Source organism: Streptomyces sp. NPDC045470, from assembly GCF_040646595.1.
Classification (GTDB): domain Bacteria; phylum Actinomycetota; class Actinomycetes; order Streptomycetales; family Streptomycetaceae; genus Streptomyces.
The window spans coordinates 271,521-290,136 of sequence record NZ_JBEZAN010000008.1 but is presented as its reverse complement, the minus strand read 5'-3'; the positions used below and the strand labels follow the sequence as shown (position 1 = coordinate 290,136).

The following is an 18,616-nucleotide window of genomic DNA, read 5'->3' as shown; positions in this document are numbered from 1 at the left end:
CGCCGCGATCTGCCGAAGGATGTACCTGATGCCCGGAAGGTGTCCGACTTAAGGCTGACGTGAGTCTGTACCTGACGCGTACGACATCGGCGGATTCCCGTGAAGTAATGGGAGGGAGGGGTCGCCAGTGCGGCTCCGAACCGTACGCAAGGGGAGACCACCATGCAGTCCAGGACGAACACCGGCCGACGTGCTCGGACCACCGTCATGGTCGCGCTGCTCGTGGCCGCGCTGTGGGGCGGTATCGCGCTGACGAAGGGCGCGGCGCAGGCCGACCCCTCGGCGCCGGGCGGGCCCGTGGGGCACCTCAGCCGCGCCGTCGAGATCATCCGGGGCTGAGCAGCGAAGACACAGCACGAAGACGCACAGGGCGGGCCCGGAGGCGAACCGTTTCGGTTGCCTCCGGGCCCGCCCTCATGGGGTGCGGGGGCCGGGGCCGGAACCCGGCCCGTGACCCGTCAGGCCCAGGTGATCAGGCGCTTGGGCTGTTCCAGGATCGCCGCGGTGTCCGCGAGGACCTTGGAGCCCAGCTCGCCGTCGACCAGGCGGTGGTCGAAGGAGAGCGCCAGCGTGGTGACCTGGCGGGGCTTGACCTTGCCCTTGTGCACCCAGGGCTGGAGCTTGACCGCGCCCATGGCGAGGATCGCCGGCTCCCCCGGGTTGAGGATCGGGGTGCCGGTGTCGACGCCGAAGACACCCACATTGGTGATGGTGATCGTGCCGCCCGCCATGTCACCGGGCGCCGTCCGGCCCTCGCGGGCCGTGGCGACCAGCTCGCCGAGCGCGGCGGCAAGCTGCGGCAGGGTCTTGGCGTCCGCGTCCTTGATGTTCGGCACGATCAGACCGCGGGGGGTGGCCGCGGCGATGCCCAGGTTCACGTAGTCCTTGCGGACGATCTCCTGGTTCTCCTCGTCCCAGGCCGCGCTGATCTCCGGGTTGCGCTTGATGGCGACCAGCAGCGCCTTGGCGACCAGCAGCAGCGGGTTGACACGCAGGCCCGCCATGTCGGGGTCCTGCTTCAGCTCCTGGACGAGCTTCATCGTGCGGGTCACGTCGACGGTGATGAACTCCGTGACGTGCGGCGCGGTGAAGGCACTGTTGACCATCGCCTGGGCAGTGGCCTTGCGTACGCCCTTGATCGGGACGCGGGTCTCCCGGGCCCGGACCGCCTCGGAGCCCGAGGGGGCCGGGGAAACATCCGGCTGCACGGCCGAAGCCGGGGCCTCGGCGGCGGGCGCGGGGGCCGCCGCCGCATGCACGTCCTCGCGGGTGATCACGCCGTCCGGACCGGTCGGGGTGACCGAGGCCAGGTCGATGCCGAGATCCTTGGCCAGCTTGCGGACGGGCGGCTTGGCCAGCGGCCGGCCGGCCACGGGGACGGCGGCCGGGGCGGACGGAGCCGGGGCGGGAGCGGAAGGGGCGGCGGGAGCGGCCGGGGCCGCGGCGTGGCCGTTGAGTTCCGCCTGGACCGCCGCGGCGGCCGGCTCCTGCGCCGGGACGCCCGGCTGCGGCTTGCGCGCCCGCCGCTTGGTGGACGACGGGGCCGCGCCGTACCCGACGAGGACGGCCTGCCGGCCCTGCGGCTCGGTGTCCTCCTCGGCAGCGGCCGCAGCGGGCTCGGGAGCGGCGGCCGGGGCCTCGGCCGGGCCGGCGCCCGGGTCGGTGTCCACGGCGATGATCGAGGTGCCCACGTCGACGGTGGCGCCCTCCTCGAAGTGCACCGCGTGCACCACACCCTCGTACGGGCAGGGCAGCTCCACGGCGGCCTTGGCGGTCTCCACCTCGCAGATGACCTGCCCGTCGGTGACGGTGTCACCCGGCTGTACGTACCACTTGAGGATCTCGGCCTCGGTGAGCCCCTCGCCCACGTCGGGCATCTTGAACTCGCGGAAGCGCTGCCCGGTTGCAGTCATGGTCACTACTCCTCAAGCCCTTCAGTACGCCAGCACGCGGTCGACCGCATCGAGCACCCGGTCGAGTCCCGGCAGGTATTCGTCCTCCAGCCTGGACGGCGGATACGGCGAGTGGAAACCGCCCACCCGCAGCACCGGCGCCTCCAGGTGGTAGAAGCACCGCTCGGTGATGCGGGCGGCGACCTCCGAACCCGAACCGAGGAAGACCGGCGCCTCGTGGACGACCACCAGCCGCCGCGTCTTCTCCACCGAGGCCTGGATCGCGTCGAAGTCCATGGGCGAGATGGACCGCAGGTCCAGCACCTCGACCGACCTGCCCTCCTCGGCGGCCACCTTGGCGGCGTCCAGACAGACCTTGACCATCGGCCCGTACGCGGCCAGCGTCACGTCCGTGCCGATCTGCGCCACCCGCGCCGCGTGCAGCGGATCAGGAATCGCCTCGGTGTCCAGGCGGCCCTTGTCGTGATAGCGGCGCTTGGGCTCGAAGTAGATGACCGGATCATCGCTCTCGATGGCCTGGCGCATCATCCAGTACGCGTCCGAGGCGTTCGAGGGCGAGACACACTTCAGGCCCGCGACATGCGCGAACAGAGCCTCGGGCGACTCGGAGTGATGCTCGACCGCCCCGATGCCACCGCCGTAGGGGATACGGATGACGACCGGCATCTTGATCTTGCCCAGCGCGCGGGCGTGCATCTTCGCGAGCTGCGTGACGATCTGGTCGTACGCGGGAAAGACGAAACCGTCGAACTGGATCTCCACCACCGGCCGGTAGCCGCGCAGCGCCATGCCGATGGCGGTGCCGACGATGCCGGACTCGGCCAGCGGGGTGTCGATCACCCGCTCCTCACCGAAGTCCTTCTGCAGCCCGTCGGTGACCCGGAAGACACCACCGAGCTTGCCGACGTCCTCACCCATGACCAGGACCTTGGAGTCGGCCTCCATGGAGGCGCGCAGCGACGCGTTGATCGCCTTGGACAGCGTGATCTTCTCGAAGACAGCCATGGTCAGTTCTCCTCCGCGTCCACGAACGACGCCTGGTACGCGGCGAACTGCGCGCGCTCCTCGTCGACGAGCGCGTGTCCGTCGGCGTACACGTTCTCAAAAATGGCCATCGTGTCCGGATCCGGCATCGTGCGCACCACCTCACGCACCCGCTTGCCCAGCGTCTCGCTCTCCTCCTCGACCGCGTCCAGGTACGCCTGGTCGGCGATGCCCTCGGTCTCCAGGTAGGTGCGCAGCCGCAGGATCGGGTCCTTGGCCTCCCACGCCTCACGCTCCTCGTCGGCGCGGTAGCGCGTCGGGTCGTCGGAGGTGGTGTGCGCGCCCATCCGGTACGTGAACGCCTCCACCAGCGTCGGCCCCTCACCCGCACGGGCCCGCTCCAGAGCCGCCCTGGTCACCGCCAGGCACGCCAGGACGTCATTGCCGTCCACCCGCACACCGGGGAAACCGTAACCACGGGCCCGCTGGTAAAGCGGGACACGGGTCTGCTTCTCCGTGGGCTCGGAGATCGCCCACTGGTTGTTCTGGCAGAAGAACACCACAGGCGCGTTGTAGACCGCGGAGAAGGTGAACGACTCGGCCACATCACCCTGGCTGGAGGCGCCGTCACCGAAGTACGCGATGACCGCCGAGTCGGCGCCGTCCTTCTGGACGCCCATGGCGTAGCCGGTCGCGTGCAGCGCCTGCGAGCCGATGACGATCGTGTACAGGTGGAAGTTGTTGGTGTTGGGGTCCCAGCCGCCGTTGTTCACGCCGCGGAACATGCCCAGCAGGTTCGTCGGGTCCACGCCACGGCACCAGGCGACCCCGTGCTCCCGGTAGGTCGGGAAGACGTAGTCGTCGTCGCGCAGCGCGCGCCCGGAGCCGATCTGCGCGGCCTCCTGACCGAGCAGCGAGGCCCACAGGCCCAGCTCGCCCTGGCGCTGGAGGGTGGTCGCCTCGGCGTCGAAGCGTCGCGTCAGGACCATGTCCCGGTACAGTCCGCGCAGTTCCTCGTCCGACAGGTCGATCGCGTACTCGGGGTGCTCGACGCGCTTGCCTTCGGGGGTCAGCAGCTGTACAAGCTGGTCCTGCTCCGCCTCGGCAGACGCCGGGGCGGCCGTCTTCGCCTTGGCGGGTGACGTCTTTTTTGCGGTGGTGCGCTTGCCGCCACCGCGGGTGTTCTTCCGCGCGGCAGTGCTCTCCACGGTCACGTGCTGCTCCTCCGTCTGTCCGGCCCCCGGGGTCCGCCGGTGGCCGTATTGCGGCTCACCCGGTATCCGATACGGCGCACGGGGTGTGTGCGGCACGGCGCGGCCCGGGTGGAACAAGGTGCCCCGGCCACGGCCTGCCGGAAGGGGCGTTGTGCCCTACTTCCGGAGCCTAGGCGAAAGGGGCCCTGACCTGCGACTTTGCTTGGGGTTCCAAGTATTTTGCTTGGATTTCCGAGCATTCGCGCCGATCAGTCGGCAATCCCCTGTTCACAGCGTTGCAGTCCGCCGGGACAACGGCACGTTATATCGGTGACACGGAGCACGGGAAGAGTTGGTGTGTGAGACTGATCGGGTGCGCGACGACGGAAAAATCACGGTATTCCTGCTCGACGACCACGAGGTCGTGCGGCGCGGCGTCCACGAGATGCTCTCGGTGGAGGCGGACATCGAGGTGGTCGGCGAGGCCGGCACCGCCGCAGATGCCCTGGTCAGGATCCCTGCGACGCGTCCGGACGTGGCCGTGCTGGACGTCCGGCTGCCGGACGGCAGCGGGGTGGAGGTCTGCCGGGAGATCCGCTCCCAGGACGAGTCCATCAAATGCCTGATGCTCACCTCTTTCGCGGACGACGAAGCTCTTTTCGACGCCATCATGGCGGGCGCGTCCGGGTACGTGCTCAAGGCGATCCGGGGCAACGAGCTGCTGACCGCCGTACGGGACGTGGCGGCCGGCAAGTCGCTGCTGGACCCGGTGGCGACCGCCCGTGTACTGGAGCGCCTGCGGGACGGCAACAACCCGCGCGGCGACGACCGGCTGGCCAGCCTGACCGAGCAGGAGCGCAAGATCCTCGACCTGATCGGCGAGGGGCTGACCAACCGGGTGATCGGTGAGCGGCTGCACCTCGCCGAGAAAACGATCAAGAACTATGTCTCCAGCCTGCTCTCGAAGCTGGGCATGGAGCGCCGGTCGCAGGCGGCCGCCTATGTGGCGCGGATGCAGGCGGAGCGGCAGTAGTACCGCGCAGTACCGCGTGAAAATCCTGGGGGTTTTCCGTGGACGAATAGTGTGGGCGGACGGGGGTGAACGTTCAAGAGTAGGGAAAATCCGCCGCCCGTAACTGGTCTGACCTGCTGAAATAGCACCGAAGCGGAGAATTGCCGCACGATTCAGGACCAACGTCCCGTTTCCACCAGGGCGGGTGCCCCTACTTTTGAGCACACCGGCACGGCAGGGTGTAGTCATGCCCACCGACGACCTCCATGCCATCGAGCTGCTGCACCGCGTCCCCTACGGACGGGTGTCGGCCAGCCAGCGGGCACTGCCCTTCACCGCCGTCACGCGGCATGTCGTGACCGACGGCCGGCTGCTGCTGCGGCTGCACCGCGGCCACGGCTACCACCGCGCCCTGGACGGCAACGTCGTCGCCTACGAGGCCGACAACGTGAACTCCGGCGCGAACGACACCTGGTCCGTCCAGTTCACCGGCACCGCCCGCGCCATCGTGCCCACGCCGGCCGAGTACGAACTGTTCGGCCCCACGCCACGGCTGGCCGACGGAGAGCCCTTCGACCCGGTTTTCCTCCGCGTGGAACCGGAGTTTGTCAAGGTCCACTACCTCTGTGATGTCCCTGTGTTCCGTTACGCCCACTCAGCGTGACGCAGTGATCTAACATCTGGCGCGTGCTGCGCTCATCCGATGTCCGGACGGTGACCACGCCCGACGGACACATCCTCGGCTCCCTGCTGCGCCGTTACGGCGCCGGGGAGCCGTTGACGTGCGAGCCGGTCGCCGAGGGGCTGCTCAACCGCGGTTACCGCCTCGCCACCACCCACGGCCGCTACTTCCTCAAACACCACCTCGACGGCGACCAGGCCGCCATCGCCCGCCAGCACCGCGCCACGCGCCGCCTGGGCGCGCTCGGCCTGCCGGTCGCCCCGCCGCTCGCCGACGCGGACGGCCGTACGGTCACGGTCCTCGGCGGCCGGTGCTACGCGCTGCACCCCTGGGTCGAGGGCCGGCACCGCGACGGCGCCGCCCTCACCCGGCTCCAGTCGCGCCGCCTGGGCGCCCTGCTGGGCCGTGTGCACACCGCGCTGGAGCAGGTCATAACGCGCGAGCCGACGGTACCCCGCGCCCCGTACGAACACCCGGGCGCCGACCCGGCGCGAACCTTCGAGATGATCGACGAACTGCTCGCGCTCGCCCGCCGGACCCGCCCGCGCAGCAGCTTCGACGAACTGGCCGAACACCGGCTGCTGGAACGCCGGACGCTGCTGGAACGGGAGGCGCACCGGCGCCCCGCGGCCGCGCAGGTACCGGCCGCCGGCTGGGTCCACGGCGACTTCCACCCGCTCAACCTGCTCTACCGGGGCGCCGAGCCCGCCGCCATCGTCGACTGGGACCGGCTGGGCGTGCAGCCACGCGCCGAGGAGGCCGTACGGGCCGCGGCCATCTTCTTCGTCCAGCCCGCCGGCACCCTCGACCTGCCGAAGGTACGGGCCTACGCGAGCGCCTACCGCCGCGCCTCGGGCGCCGGCGCGGCGGAACTGGCCGCCGCCGTCCACCGGGTGTGGTGGGAGCGCCTCAACGACTTCTGGATGCTCGACTGGCGCTACCGGCTCGGCGACCGGCGGGCCGACCCGCAGTTCCCCGCGGCGGCCGCGCTGGCGGTGTGGTGGACGCGGGAGTACGGGGCGGTGCGGGGGGCTTTCACGGAGTGAGGGGGCGGGGACGCCACAGCGGGCGGCCGGTGATCCGGCCGCCCGCTGTGTCCGGACGAGGTGCTGAGCAGTGGTCAGACGGTCGCTGAGCAGTGATCAGGCGGGGAGGCGGTCAGTCGCCGTCCAGGTCGCCGACGGCGCCGCTGCCGCCCGGGCCGCTGCCCGCGTTCGTCCCGGCGTTCGTGTTGCCGCTGCTCGTGTTGCCGCTCGACGTGTTGCCGTTGGAGTCACCGCCGTTGCCGCCGTTGGCACCGCTGCTCGTGTTGCCGCTGGACGTGTTGCCGTTGGTCGGCTTGCCGGTCGGCGTCGTCGTCGGGGGCTTGCTCGACGGCGGCGGCGAGCTGGGCGGCTGGGAGGTGCGCGGCGTGCTCGGGTAGCGCGTCGTCGGCGGGTTGTACGTGTGCGAGTTGCCGCCCGAGCCGCCCGGCTGCGTGTACGTGTTGGTCGGCTCGTCGGACGGCTCCTCGGAGGGCTGCTCCGAGGCGCTCTGGGAGGCCGACGGGCTCTTGGTCGGCGCCGGGTCCTTCTTCTTGTCGGCGCCCGCGTTCTGCAGCGCGATGGCCACCCCGACCGCGATGGCGATCACCGCGAGCGCCGCGATCAGCCAGATCTTGCCGCGGCCGCCCTTGGCGGGCCGGTGTCCGCCCTCGTAGCCGCCGTCGCCGTCCCGCATACCGGGGGGCAGGATCGGCTGGGCCGTGGTCTGCCCGTGGTCCGGGTGCGGCAGCGCCGTGGTGGCGGCGGCCGAGCCCAGGGCCGGGGTGTGCCCGCCCTCGTGCACGGCGACCGGGCCGGTGTTCCACGTACCGGTGTGGCCGCCCTGCTCGTGCAGCATCTGCAGGGCGTACTGGACCAGCCCGCGCATCTCCTCCGCGGTCTGGAAACGGTCGTCCGGGTCCTTGGCCAGCGAGCGCATCACCAGGCCGTCCAGCTCCGGCGGCACCGCTCCGGCGACCTCGGAGGGCGGCACCGGCATGTCCTGGACGTGCTGGTAGACGACCGACAGCGGGGTCTCGCCGGTGAACGGGGGGCGCAGGGCCAGCAGTTCGTACAGCAGGCAGCCGGTCGCGTACAGGTCGGAGCGGGTGTCCACGGTCTTGCCGAGGGCCTGCTCGGGCGACAGGTACTGCGGCGTGCCCATGACCATGCCGGTCTGGGTCATCGTCGACTGCGCGCCGTGCAGCGCGCGGGCGATGCCGAAGTCCATCACCTTGACCGCGCCGCCGTGCGTGATGATCACGTTCGCGGGCTTGATGTCGCGGTGCACGATGCCGTGCTGGTGGCTGTAGGCCAGCGCCTCCAGCACCCCGGAGACGATGATCAGCGCCTGGTCCGGCGGCGGGGCGTCCGCGTTCAGCAGCAGGTCACGGATGGTGCGGCCCTCGACCAGCTCCATCACGATGTACGGCACGGTGTTGCCGCCGACGTAGTCCTCGCCGGAGTCGTACACCGCCACCACCGCGTGATGGTTCAGCCCCGCGACGGACTGTGCCTCACGCGTGAAGCGGGCCTTGGAGACCGGGTCCTCCGCGAGGTCGGCCCGCAGCAGCTTGACGGCGACGGTGCGGCCGAGGCGCACGTCCTCGGCGGCGAACACCTCCGCCATGCCGCCACGGCCGAGCCGGCGCGTGAGCCGGTAGCGTCCGTCGCCCACCAAACCGCCATTGCCCCACATCTCCGGTGCATCGGAAGGATTTGCATCAGGAGAGTGGGAGCCGGTGGCATCAGGATCGGACGGGCCCTGGGGGCTCTGCGTCGGTGCCATCGGTCCTCGCCGTCGTATCGATCCGCATCACAGCGGTAAGGTCTCGGTCTTCGCTAGAGCACGCTACAGGCTCCGCGGCACACGCCGGTCCCGTGATGGACCGGTCATCACACCTTCTACGGCCCCATTGTCGCAAGTTAACCCCGGGCGACGACCCGCCGACGGGCGGCCCGGACGGTCCGGGACCGTAATGGGATCTTGCGCATCCGGTCACGGAACGGGCACACGGCTTGACGTGTCCGTGCCCTGGGAGACACTGGGCTGGGATTCGGCCACGATCCCGGTACAACCCATACTGATCTCGGCACGTCCGCAGGCGCACGTGCCGCGGGCCCACCACCTGCCGCAGGTACCGGGGGCCCACCACCTTGAGTAACGTCTGTGCACGTCAACAGGTCACACAGGGCGGCACGGACGGGCACGGCAACAGCCACGAGGCGCGGCGCGCCGCAACACGTGCGCGGGAACAGCGCGCCGAGGGGGAAGCGGAACCATGAGCCAGGACGGCGCTCAGAACGGGTACGAGGGCCGTTCGGTCGGCGGGGGACGCTACCAGCTCCGTGATCTTCTGGGCGCCGGCGGCATGGCGTCCGTGCACCTCGCGTACGACACCGTCCTGGACCGCGAGGTCGCGATCAAGACGCTGCACACCGAGCTCGGCCGCGAGCAGGCGTTCCGCGAACGCTTCCGGCGCGAGGCCCAGTCCGTGGCGAAGCTCACGCACACCAACATCGTCTCGGTGTTCGATTCCGGCGAGGACACGCTGTCCGACAGCGCCTCCGGCGCGGGGGACGGCGGCGTGGTGCCGTACATCGTCATGGAGTACGTGGCGGGCCAGCCGCTCCGCTCCGACCTGGACGGCGACATCGCCCGGCACGGCGCGATGCCCACCGGGAAGGCCCTGAAGATCACCGCCGATGTGCTGGCCGCCCTGGAGGCCAGCCACGAGATGGGCCTGGTCCACCGGGACATCAAGCCCGGCAACGTCATGCTGAACAAGCGCGGCGTCGTCAAGGTCATGGACTTCGGCATCGCCCGCGCCATGCAGTCCGGCGTCACCTCCATGACGCAGACCGGCATGGTCGTCGGCACCCCGCAGTACCTCTCGCCCGAGCAGGCCCTGGGCCGCGGCGTGGACGCCCGCTCCGACCTGTACTCGGTCGGCATCATGCTCTTCGAACTGCTGACCGGCCGCCTCCCCTTCGACGCGGACTCCCCGCTGGCCATCGCGTACGCGCACGTCCAGGAGGAGCCGCCGGTCCCCTCCGGCATCAACCGGTCGCTGCCGCCCGCCGTGGACGCGCTGGTCGCCCGCGCGCTGAAGAAGAACCCCAACGAGCGGTTCCCGACCGCCGAGGCGATGCGCGAGGAGTGCCTGCGCGTCGCCGGGTCGGGCCAGTCCGGCGCCACCCCGCTGATCATCAGCGAGGGCCCGCGCGCCCGTACCAGCGGCGCCTCGGTGGCCTCCGCGGTCTTCCCGACCGCGTCCCCGAACGCCGCCGGGCCGCACACCCCGGCGCCGCCGAGCGTCCAGACGCCGTACCGGCCGACGCAGGCCGCGCCCCAGTCCGGCCCGCAGATGGGCCCCGGCCCGTCGGCGGCCGGCGGACCGGGCTTCGGGCCGTCGGCGCCGTCCACGCCGCCGCCGGTGAACGCTTATCCGGGGCCGGGTCAGGGGCCGATTCCGGGGCAGGGGCCGATGGGGGCGTCTGGGTCGATGGGGACGTCTGGGCCGGTGGGGGTTTCGGGGCCTGTGGGGGCTCAGGGGCCGATCCCGTCACAGGGGCCGATCCCGTCACAGGGGCCGATGCCGTCACAGGGATCGATGCCGTCACAGGGTCCGCTTCCGGCCCAAGGTCCGGCTCCGTTCAACAGCGGCTTCCAGACCCCGCCGCCGTACGCCGGACCGTCGACCCCCGCTCCGGCGCCCGCACCGGTCGGCCCTCGGCCGGGCGGCAACCGTTCCGGCGGCCGCGGCAACACCCCGGTGATCGTCGTCTCCGCCGTCATCGGCGTGGTCGTGGTCACCGCGATCGCCATCGGCATCGGCCTGAGCGGCGGCAGCGACACCACGCACACCCGCCGCACCAGCCCGTACACCTACTCGCCGTCCCCCTCGGTCAAGCCCGAGGACCCGACGGCCACGATCTCCACCACGCGCTGCACCGACCCGGCCAAGAGCTACAGCCAGAAGGGCAAGATCTTCCTGCCGTCCTTCTACGGCAAGAACCTGACCTCGGTGAAGCAGTGCATGGACGCGGCCGGCTGGTCGTACGACATCTCCGAGCGCAGCAGCTCCATCTACGGCAAGAACACCGTCGTCAGCCAGTCCCCGACCACCCTGTGGGACCCCAAGGGCGGCGAGAAGATTCACCTGACCGTGTCCACCGGGCGCAGTTCGTAGGACCGGGACCGCTCCGGCCGGCCGATCGGCCGGAGCAGGGGGCCGGGCGGCTCAGAGGTACGGACCCGAGCGGGCGCCGCCCTGGCCGGGGTTGGGCTGTTCCATGTCGTCGGCCGGCACCGCACCGGGCGGCAGCGCGCGGCGCATCTGCTCCAACTGGGCGCGGGCCGCCATCTGCTGGGCGAACAGCGCGGTCTGGATGCCGTGGAACAGGCCCTCCAGCCAGCCGACCAACTGGGCCTGGGCGATCCGCAGTTCCGCGTCCGTGGGCACCGAGTCGTCGGTGAACGGCAGGGACAGCCGCTCCAGCTCCTCCACCAGCTCCGGCGCCAAGCCGTCCTCCAGCTCCTTGACCGAGCTGGAGTGGATCTCCTTGAGGCGCACCCGGCTCGCCTCGTCCAGCGGCGCCGCCTTCACCTCTTCGAGAAGCTGCTTGATCATGCTGCCGATGCGCATGACCTTTGCGGGCTGTTCGACCATGTCCGTCACGGGAACCTCGCGGGACTCGTCGTCGCCGTCCCCGCCCCCGGAGCCGGCGCTGCCGAGAGCCATTCCGTCCGGGCCGACCACCAGGACGTGCGGGCTCTCCTGCGACCGTTCGTTCATCGGCATATCCATGCCGCCATTCTCTCGTACAGCCGACCAGGAACGGTTGTGCCCCGGGAGAAAGGTGATCCAACCTCCGGGGCCGGACGGGCTTCGGGGAGAGTGCGGGGTGATCTTGAGGCGTACGGGGGTGATCTCGAGGCGGGCGCCGGGCCGGGCTCAGGAGCGTCTCAGGCGCAGGGCGATGAAACCGAGGCCCAGCCCGGTCAGCGCCATGCCGGCGCCCAGTGGCAGGACCCGGTGGACGCCGCTGCCCGTACCGGAGTCGGCGTACGGGGCCCGGGACGCGGCGGAGGCGGCGCCGGGCACCGCGCCGGGCGCGTAGCGGGAAGGACCGTGCGTCCGGGCGGCGGTCGCCGTCGGAGCGGGGGCCTGGAGAGGCGGCAGGGGCACGTAGGGGCGGCGGGCGAGGCGTCCGGCCAGATCACCCCGTCGGGTGGCCGCGGGGGCGGGAGAGGCCGCTCCAGGGCGTTGCGAGGTGGCGGCTGGGGACGGGGGACGGGACACACGGCCGTCCGTGGCGCCCGCGGCGGCCGAGGGGGCGGCGTTCGGGGTGGACGGGTGCGGCTCCGACGGGAGGGCCGGGTGGGCGGGGCCCGGACCGGAACCGAGCAGGGGGCCGAGCGGGACCGGGAGGAGAGGGCTCAGGGGGTTGGCCTGTTCGAGCTCGGTCAGGGGGTCGGGGGCGGGGTGGGGGGTGGAGTGGGGATTGGAGTGCGGGTTGCTGTGGTGCGAGTCGGTGTGGGGGTGGTGGTGACGGCTGGGGCTACGGGTGGGAGCAGGGGCGGGAGTGCTCCGGCCCGTATCGGGGGCAGGGCTGTGGCCGGAGGCGTCACCGCTGCGGAGAACGGCGTGAGCGGCCGTGCCCGCTGCCGTGGCCGCCGATGCGGTCCCGTGGAGAAGGGGCAGCAGCGTGGCGGTGCAGAGCAGCAGGCCGGAGGCGAGACGGAGGCGGAACCGACGGGGGCGGGCCCGCTGTAGCCAGGGGCGGTCCCGGTTCGGACGGGGGCGGGCCCGGTGCGGGCGGGGGCCGTCCCGGTGCAGGCGGGGGCGGTACGGCCGCCGCCGTTGCCGCAGCGCCGCGGCCACAGGTCCCGGGGCCATGGGTTCCGGGGTCACGCGTTCCGAAGTCACGCCCATGACCTCCCGGGCCTGCGGAGTCGTCGCCTGATCACCTCAGCGTCACACGGAGGGTGGTCAGCGGCATCTCGGGCGTAGCGGGCGTACGGCCGGGGGATGATGGCGCGGCCCGGGAGGAGGTGGGTTCAGACCGTCAGGACGACCTTGCCCACGTGGCCGCTCGCGTCCACGACCCGGTGCGCCTCGGCGGCCTCCGCGATCGGCAGCGTACGGTCCACGATCGGCTTGACCCGGCCGTTCTCGATCAGCGGCCAGACGTGTTCGCGTACCGCCGCCACGATCGACGCCTTCTCGGCCAGCGGACGGCCACGCAGCGAGGTGGCGGTGACGGCACCGCGCTTGGCCAGCAGCGCGCCAAGATGCAACTCGCCCTTGGCGCCGCCCTGGAGGCCGATGATCGCGAGCCGTCCGTTGGTGGCCAGCGCCTTGACGTTCGGGCCGAGGTACTTGGCACCCATGATGTCCAGGATGACGTCCGCGCCCTTGCCCTCGGTGGCCTTGCGCACCTCCTTGACGAAGTCCTGGTCCCGGTAGTTGACGAGGATGTCGGCGCCCAGTTCGGCGCAGCGGGCCAGCTTGTCGGCGCTGCCCGCGGTGACCGCCACCCGGGCGCCGACGGCCTTGGCGAGCTGGATCGCCATCGTGCCGATGCCGCTGGAGCCGCCGTGCACGAGCAGCGTCTCGCCGGGCCGCAGGTGGGCGATCATGAAGACGTTGGACCAAACGGTGCACGTCACCTCGGGCAGCGCCGCCGCGGCGGCCATGTCGAGGCCCTTCGGTACGGGCAGTAGCTGGCCCGCCGGGACGACGACCTGCTCCGCGTACCCGCCGCCCGCCAGCAGCGCGCACACCTCGTCGCCGACCGACCAGCCGCTGACCCCCGGGCCGAGGGCCTTGACGCGCCCGGCGCACTCCAGGCCGGGGTACGGGGGCGCGCCGGGCGGCGGGTCGTAGAAGCCCTGGCGCTGGAGGAGGTCGGCGCGGTTGACGGCCGTGGCCGCCACCTCGACCAGGACCTCCCCCTCGGACGGTTGCGGGTCGGGCACCTCCGCCCATACGAGGGCGTCGGGACCGCCGGGTTCGGGAATGGTGATCGCACGCATGGCCGCGAGGCTACTCCGCCGCCCGGGGCGGTGGAGGGAGGCGGGGAGGCAGGCAGGCGAAGGAGGCGGGGCTCGGGGGCTCGGGGGCTCGGGCTGGGGGCTCGTCCTAGTCGTCGCGGCGCACCGGCGCCATCGAGGACACCCCCGTACCGGGGATCATCGGCTTCACGCCGGGCTTGGTCGGGCCGTCCTGCTGTTCCGCGGACGCCGCCCGGACGATGGTGATCACCCGGTCCGCGGCCTGCAACGGGCTGGCCGCCGGATCGTCGTACCCGAGCAGCCGGTGCCCGCGCAGCACGGAGACGATCAGGTCGTCGGTCTCCCGTACCGACTTGCCGACCTCGGCCTTCACCACCGGGCGCTCGATCAGGTCCAGCCCGCTGCCCTGCTGGATCAGGTCCTCCAGGACCGTACCGGCGCTGGGACTGTGCACCGACAGGCCCAGCAGCCGGCCGGCGGCACTGGCCGAGGTGATGACCATGTCGGCGCCGGACTGGCGCAGCAGCGGCGCGTTCTCCTCCTCCCGTACGGCCGCGACGATGTTGGCCTTCTTGTTGAGCTGGCGGGCGGTGAGCGAGACGAGGACGGCCGTGTCGTCGCGCTGGGTGGCGATGACGACCTGCCGGGCCCGCTGGATCTCGGCCCGTACGAGGACGTCGCTGCGGGTCGCGTCGCCGACCACGCCCGCGAAGCCCTCGGCCACCGCCGAGTCGATGACCTTGGGGCTCGGGTCGACGATGACGATGCGGTCGCGGGTCAGGCCCGTCGCGCGCAGGGTCTGGGCCGCCGACCGGCCCTTGGTGCCGAATCCGACGATGACGGTGTGGTCGCGCAAGGCGTTTCTCCAGCGGTTCAGTTGCCACTGCTCGCGGGTGCGCTCGGTGAGGACTTCGAGCGTGGTGCCGACCAGGATGATCAGGAAGAGGACCCGGAGGGGCGTGATGAGCAGGATGTTCAGCAGCCGCGCGCCGTCTCCGTACGGGACGATGTCGCCGTAACCGGTGGTGGAGAGCGTGACGGTGGCGTAGTAGACGCAGTCGAGGAAGTCGACGGAGCCGTTGGCGTTGTCGTGGTACTCGTCGCGGTCGACCCAGACGATGGCCACCGTCGCGACGAGCACGAGCAGGGCCATCAGGAGCCGGCGCGCGACCTGGCGCAGCGGCGCCACCGGGGTGCGGCGGGGCAGCACGACGCGGTGGCTGGACTCCTCGGGGATCTCGCGCGCCGCGGCGTCGTGGGTGGGGAGCTTCACGCGGCGCCTCCGCCGGTCGGGTCGGTGGGGCCGGGTGAGGGGGTGGGTGGGGTGGGGCCCGGTGGGGTGGCTTCTGGAGCGTTGGCCGGTGGCCGGGGCGCGGAAACGTTCGAGCGCGGGTCTGGGGTGGTGCCGGAACCGGGACGGACCCCGGTGTCGGGGGCGTCGGAGGGGGCGGGCTGGGGGGATGCACCAGGCGTGACGGAAGGGGTGGGCTGGGGAGATACGCCAGACGTGACGGAGGAGGTGGGCCGGGGGGACGCGCCAGGTGTGGCGGGCGGGGCGGGTGCCTCGGGCGCCCAGCCCGTCACCGCGTCCGCCGTCCCGTCGGCCGTCCAGGGCAGGTCGAGGAGTTCGACCTCGTCACCCCGTTCCGCGCCGCCGGGCGGTACGACCGCCATCGCGTCGGCCGCCGCGATGCCGCGCAGCATGGCGGGCCCGCTGAAACGCAGCGGTACGACCGCGCCGCCGTCCTCCTCGTCGGCCGCGCCGTCCCGGAAGGCGACCGGAACCAGCCGCGTGTCGTGCGGGTGGCCGGGCACGTCGGCGGTCAGCGGTGCCCGGTAGGAGGGCAGCCGACGGCGGGCGGCGAGCGTGCGCAGTGCCGGTTCCGCCAGGGTGAGCAGGCCCGACACGGCTGCCAGGGGATTGCCGGGCAGCCCGACGAGGAGACGGCCGGGGGCCGGGTGGCCTGGTTTGCACGGATCGTTCGGATGATCCGGGTGGTCCGGGTGGTCCGGGATACGGGCGAGGAGCATGGGGTGGCCGGGGCGTACCGCCACACCGTCCACCAGAATCTCCGCCCCCAGCCTGCGCAGCGTGGGGTGGACATGGTCGACCGGCCCGGACGCCGTACCCCCGGTGGTGATCACCAGATCGGCCTCCGAGGACGCGAGGGCGTCGTACAACACCTCGGCGTCGTCCCCGAGGTGGCGGGGCGGCCCGGCCTCAGCGCCCAGCGCCCGCAGCCATGGGGTGATCATCGGGCCGAGCGCGTCCCGGATGCGGCCCTCACCGGGCAGCCCGGAACTCAGCAACTCGTCACCGAGCACCAGAACTTCCACGCGCGGCCTGGCGTACGCGGCCAGCGCGTCGTACCCCGCGGCGGCGGCCAGGCCCAGCACGGCCGGGGTCACCAGCGCACCGGCGGGCAGGAGTTGGTCGCCACGGCGGCACTCCTGCCCGCGCGGCCGGATGTCCTGACCGTGCGGTACGGGAGCGGGCGCGTACAACTGCGCGCCGCCGGTGGGCCGGACGCGTACCTCGCCGTGTTCGCTGCGCAGTACGGCCGTGGCGCCGGGCGGGATGCGCGCGCCCGTGGCGATCGGCACCGCGTCACCGTCGGCCACGCCTTCGGACGGCTCGTGACCGGCCAGGATGCCGTGCTCGCGCTCATCCGGGCGGGTACGGGCGGCGAGATGCCAAGGGCCGGGCCCGGCCACCGCCCAGCCGTCCATCGCGGAGGTGTCGAAGGACGGCAGGTCGGTGAGCGCGACCAGCGGCTCGGCGAGGGTACGGCCGAGCGCCGCGCTGCCCAGCGGGCAGACGACCGGGGGCAGCGGGCCGTACGGCGCACGGGCGGCGATCCTGCGGGCCGTGCGCCATGAGGTGGGCGCGGGGTGGTCGTGCTGGGTGCGTCGGCCGTGGTGGTCGGGGATGTCGCGGGTGGGGGTGCGGGGGTCGGTGGGGTTGCAGGGGACGGTGGGTGCGCTGGGGTCGGTGGTGGTGCTGAGGCCGGCGGGAGCGCTGGGGTGGTCGGGGGCGCCGGGGCGATGGGGATCGCCGGAGCAACCGGGGGCGCCGGGGCCGGCCGCCGGTGGGGGCGGCACGGGTGAGGAGGGGCGCGTCGAAGGTGAAGTCCGGGGCACGGGCGCGGACGGGGGATCGGGCGCGCCGCCAGGGGCGTGCGGCGGCTCGTGCGCTCCCGAGGGCGGGGCGGCGTCCCACGGGGTGTAGGGGCCCCGGCGCGTGTCGTCGTCCAGCCCCGTACCGGCCGTCGGCGCCCGTCCTCCCCTGCCGGTCTCCCGGGTCGGCTCCCGCTCCTCGAAGATCCACGCGTAACCGTCGTCGAAGACCGGCGCGTAACGGTCACCACCGGAGGCGGGAGCGGGAGCGGGAGCGGCACCGGAAGCGGGCGCGGGCACGGGCGCGGGCACGGCACCGGAAGCGGGCTCGCCCCCGTACCCGTACCCGTACCCGTGCCCGTACTCGTTCCTGTTCGCGTACCCGTCACCGTGCTCCGGCGCCCGGCCGGCACCGGAACCAGAACCGGCACCGCGATACCCCGAGCGCCCGTCGTCGTACCGGCTCCGCTCACGCCGGTCGCCGTCGTAGCCGCTTTCCCCACGCCGGCCGTCGTCGTAGCGGCTTTCCCCACGCCGACCGTCGTCGTACCGGCCCGGCGCACGCTGAGCGTCGGCGTCGTGGCCCGGCGGCCGGTGAGCGTCGCGGCGCGGCATCTCGACCGGGCCGCCGTTGGCCAGCGCCAGCGCGTCGTCGAACTCCCCGTCGGTCATTCCGCCGGCTTCGCTTCCGGCTCGGCCTCGGGTGCCGCCTCCGGCGTGGCACCGGCAGTCCCGGCGGCCCCGGTGCTCCCAGCGCTCCCGGCCTTCCCGGTGACCTCAGCGGCCCCGGGGTTCCCGGCGGCCCCGGTGTTCTCGGCGGTCCCGGTGCCTCCGGCGGCCTCGGCGGCCCAGCGGTTGGCCAGCGCGGCCGCCTTCTCCGCCAGGGCCGACACGTCCCGGCCCTGCTGGGCGGCGGCGTAACCGACCAGGAACGTCGTCAGCGGCGCCGCCGGCCGGGCCACACCGTGCGCGGCGTCGCGCGCGAGGTCGAGGAGGGCCGCCGTGTCGACATCGAGTTCAATGCCCAGTTCGGCCTTGGCTGCGGTGATCCATTCGTCCAACACGGTTCCATGCTCCCTGATGCGGGCGCGTGCCGCCTCGATGTCCTCCCAGGTGTCGCAGTCGAAGGACGCCGCGGCCGTCGGATCCGGCACCCGGCGCAGCGCCAACCGCCCCGTCAGCGCGCGCAACGGCAGCCCGGTGAGCGCGCCGTGCTCGGCCCGTACGCCGTCCAGCGCCCGGCGCAGCGGCTCCGCCCGGTATGCGGCGACCAGCGGCTGGTCCCGGCCCTCCGTGTCCCGGAGCAGGGCGCCGTCGGCCCCGTCCTGCGCGGCCGCCGCGAGCAGGGCCCGTACGGTCACGCCGGTCAGGAACGGCAGGTCGGCGGAGAGCACGAGCACCACCGGCGCCGTGCTGTGCCGCAGCCCGGCGTCCAGCGCGGCCAGCGGCCCGCCACCGGGCGGCTCCTCACGGGCGTGCACGACCGGCCGCACGGTGGGCCTCGCGGGCCCGACGACAACCGCGGTCGTCGCGTCCGCGCAGGCGTCGAGCACCCGGTCCAGCAACGGCCGTCCCCCGACGGACACCGCGGGCTTGTCCACCCCGCCGAGCCGCCGGGCAGCGCCCCCGGCCGGAACGATCACGTCGTACGGACGCTGATCGTGCGAACCCT

At 72.6% G+C, this 18,616-nt stretch carries 14 protein-coding genes and 1 pseudogene; 5 read left to right on the top strand and 10 right to left on the bottom strand.

What is annotated here, in order from left to right; genetic code table 11:
- Window positions 1–162 precede the first annotated feature (162 nt).
- Complete coding sequence (locus AB0A97_RS23795) at window positions 163–339, top strand: hypothetical protein (protein WP_361153280.1); 177 nt, start codon at window positions 163–165, stop codon at window positions 337–339.
- Window positions 340–458: 119 nt separating this feature from the next.
- Here the strand turns inward: AB0A97_RS23795 and AB0A97_RS23790 are convergent, their stop codons facing one another.
- From AB0A97_RS23790 to pdhA, 3 genes are read right to left on the bottom strand one after another with little or no spacing between them, the layout of a single operon-like run.
- Entirely contained in the window at window positions 459–1,913 is a 1,455-nt protein-coding gene (locus AB0A97_RS23790) for a dihydrolipoamide acetyltransferase family protein (RefSeq protein WP_361153277.1), read from the bottom strand.
- Window positions 1,914–1,934: 21 nt separating this feature from the next.
- Window positions 1,935–2,918, bottom strand: coding sequence for an alpha-ketoacid dehydrogenase subunit beta (locus AB0A97_RS23785; RefSeq protein ID WP_361153274.1), 984 nt, complete (start codon window positions 2,916–2,918; stop codon window positions 1,935–1,937).
- A 2-nt stretch (window positions 2,919–2,920) separates the two neighbouring features.
- On the bottom strand, window positions 2,921–4,111 hold the full coding sequence (gene pdhA / locus AB0A97_RS23780) for a pyruvate dehydrogenase (acetyl-transferring) E1 component subunit alpha (protein ID WP_361153272.1): 1,191 nt from the start codon (window positions 4,109–4,111) through the stop codon (window positions 2,921–2,923).
- Window positions 4,112–4,463: 352 nt separating this feature from the next.
- Here pdhA and AB0A97_RS23775 point away from each other — a divergent pair, with 352 nt between their 5' ends.
- The 3 genes from AB0A97_RS23775 to AB0A97_RS23765 all read left to right on the top strand — a co-directional run bounded on the left by AB0A97_RS23775 (window position 4,464) and on the right by AB0A97_RS23765 (window position 6,830).
- Entirely contained in the window at window positions 4,464–5,123 is a 660-nt protein-coding gene (locus tag AB0A97_RS23775) for a response regulator transcription factor (protein WP_361153401.1), read from the top strand.
- Between the two features lie 226 nt (window positions 5,124–5,349).
- Window positions 5,350–5,766, top strand: a complete 417-nt coding sequence (locus AB0A97_RS23770) for a pyridoxamine 5'-phosphate oxidase family protein (RefSeq protein WP_361153269.1) — start codon at window positions 5,350–5,352, stop codon at window positions 5,764–5,766.
- A 23-nt stretch (window positions 5,767–5,789) separates the two neighbouring features.
- Window positions 5,790–6,830, top strand: coding sequence for a phosphotransferase (locus AB0A97_RS23765; RefSeq protein ID WP_361153266.1), 1,041 nt, complete (start codon window positions 5,790–5,792; stop codon window positions 6,828–6,830).
- Between the two features lie 112 nt (window positions 6,831–6,942).
- Here the strand turns inward: AB0A97_RS23765 and AB0A97_RS23760 are convergent, their stop codons facing one another.
- Window positions 6,943–8,595, bottom strand: a complete 1,653-nt coding sequence (locus AB0A97_RS23760; protein WP_361153263.1) for a protein kinase — start codon at window positions 8,593–8,595, stop codon at window positions 6,943–6,945.
- Between the two features lie 493 nt (window positions 8,596–9,088).
- Between AB0A97_RS23760 and AB0A97_RS23755 the strand changes: the two genes are divergently transcribed.
- A complete protein-coding gene (locus AB0A97_RS23755; protein ID WP_361153261.1) occupies window positions 9,089–10,999 on the top strand; it encodes a protein kinase in 1,911 nt (636 codons plus the stop codon).
- Between the two features lie 51 nt (window positions 11,000–11,050).
- Here the strand turns inward: AB0A97_RS23755 and AB0A97_RS23750 are convergent, their stop codons facing one another.
- The 6 genes and pseudogenes from AB0A97_RS23750 to AB0A97_RS23725 form a co-directional block, all read right to left on the bottom strand.
- The gene (locus tag AB0A97_RS23750; RefSeq protein ID WP_174857193.1) at window positions 11,051–11,617 is read right to left on the bottom strand and encodes a bacterial proteasome activator family protein; all 567 of its coding nucleotides are present in this window, start codon (window positions 11,615–11,617) and stop codon (window positions 11,051–11,053) included.
- Between the two features lie 147 nt (window positions 11,618–11,764).
- Window positions 11,765–12,709 (bottom strand): hypothetical protein, encoded by a 945-nt coding sequence (locus AB0A97_RS23745; RefSeq protein WP_361153257.1) that lies wholly within the window; start codon window positions 12,707–12,709, stop codon window positions 11,765–11,767.
- A 161-nt stretch (window positions 12,710–12,870) separates the two neighbouring features.
- Window positions 12,871–13,848 carry an NAD(P)H-quinone oxidoreductase gene (locus AB0A97_RS23740; protein ID WP_361153254.1) on the bottom strand — a complete coding sequence of 326 codons (978 nt, stop codon included), beginning with the start codon at window positions 13,846–13,848 and terminating at the stop codon, window positions 12,871–12,873.
- Between the two features lie 106 nt (window positions 13,849–13,954).
- Entirely contained in the window at window positions 13,955–15,100 is a 1,146-nt protein-coding gene (locus tag AB0A97_RS23735) for a potassium channel family protein (RefSeq protein ID WP_361153251.1), read from the bottom strand.
- Window positions 15,101–15,432: 332 nt separating this feature from the next.
- Window positions 15,433–16,929 (bottom strand): annotated as a pseudogene (locus AB0A97_RS23730) (molybdopterin molybdotransferase MoeA); the annotation flags it as partial.
- Window positions 16,930–17,612: 683 nt separating this feature from the next.
- Window positions 17,613–18,587, bottom strand: a complete 975-nt coding sequence (locus tag AB0A97_RS23725) for an NTP transferase domain-containing protein (protein WP_361153398.1) — start codon at window positions 18,585–18,587, stop codon at window positions 17,613–17,615.
- Between the last annotated feature and the right edge of the window lie 29 nt (window positions 18,588–18,616).

Excerpts from the sequence above, each read along its gene's own strand:
- AB0A97_RS23795 (WP_361153280.1), top strand. The coding sequence starts at position 163 with ATGCAGTCCAGGACGAACACCGGCCGACGTGCTCGGACCACCGTCATG.
- AB0A97_RS23790 (WP_361153277.1), bottom strand. The coding sequence starts at position 1,913 with ATGACTGCAACCGGGCAGCGCTTCCGCGAGTTCAAGATGCCCGACGTG.
- AB0A97_RS23785 (WP_361153274.1), bottom strand. The coding sequence starts at position 2,918 with ATGGCTGTCTTCGAGAAGATCACGCTGTCCAAGGCGATCAACGCGTCG.
- AB0A97_RS23770 (WP_361153269.1), top strand. The coding sequence starts at position 5,350 with ATGCCCACCGACGACCTCCATGCCATCGAGCTGCTGCACCGCGTCCCC.
- AB0A97_RS23760 (WP_361153263.1), bottom strand. The coding sequence starts at position 8,595 with ATGGCACCGACGCAGAGCCCCCAGGGCCCGTCCGATCCTGATGCCACC.
- AB0A97_RS23755 (WP_361153261.1), top strand. The coding sequence starts at position 9,089 with ATGAGCCAGGACGGCGCTCAGAACGGGTACGAGGGCCGTTCGGTCGGC.
- AB0A97_RS23750 (WP_174857193.1), bottom strand. The coding sequence starts at position 11,617 with ATGGATATGCCGATGAACGAACGGTCGCAGGAGAGCCCGCACGTCCTG.
- AB0A97_RS23745 (WP_361153257.1), bottom strand. The coding sequence starts at position 12,709 with ATGGCCCCGGGACCTGTGGCCGCGGCGCTGCGGCAACGGCGGCGGCCG.
- AB0A97_RS23740 (WP_361153254.1), bottom strand. The coding sequence starts at position 13,848 with ATGCGTGCGATCACCATTCCCGAACCCGGCGGTCCCGACGCCCTCGTA.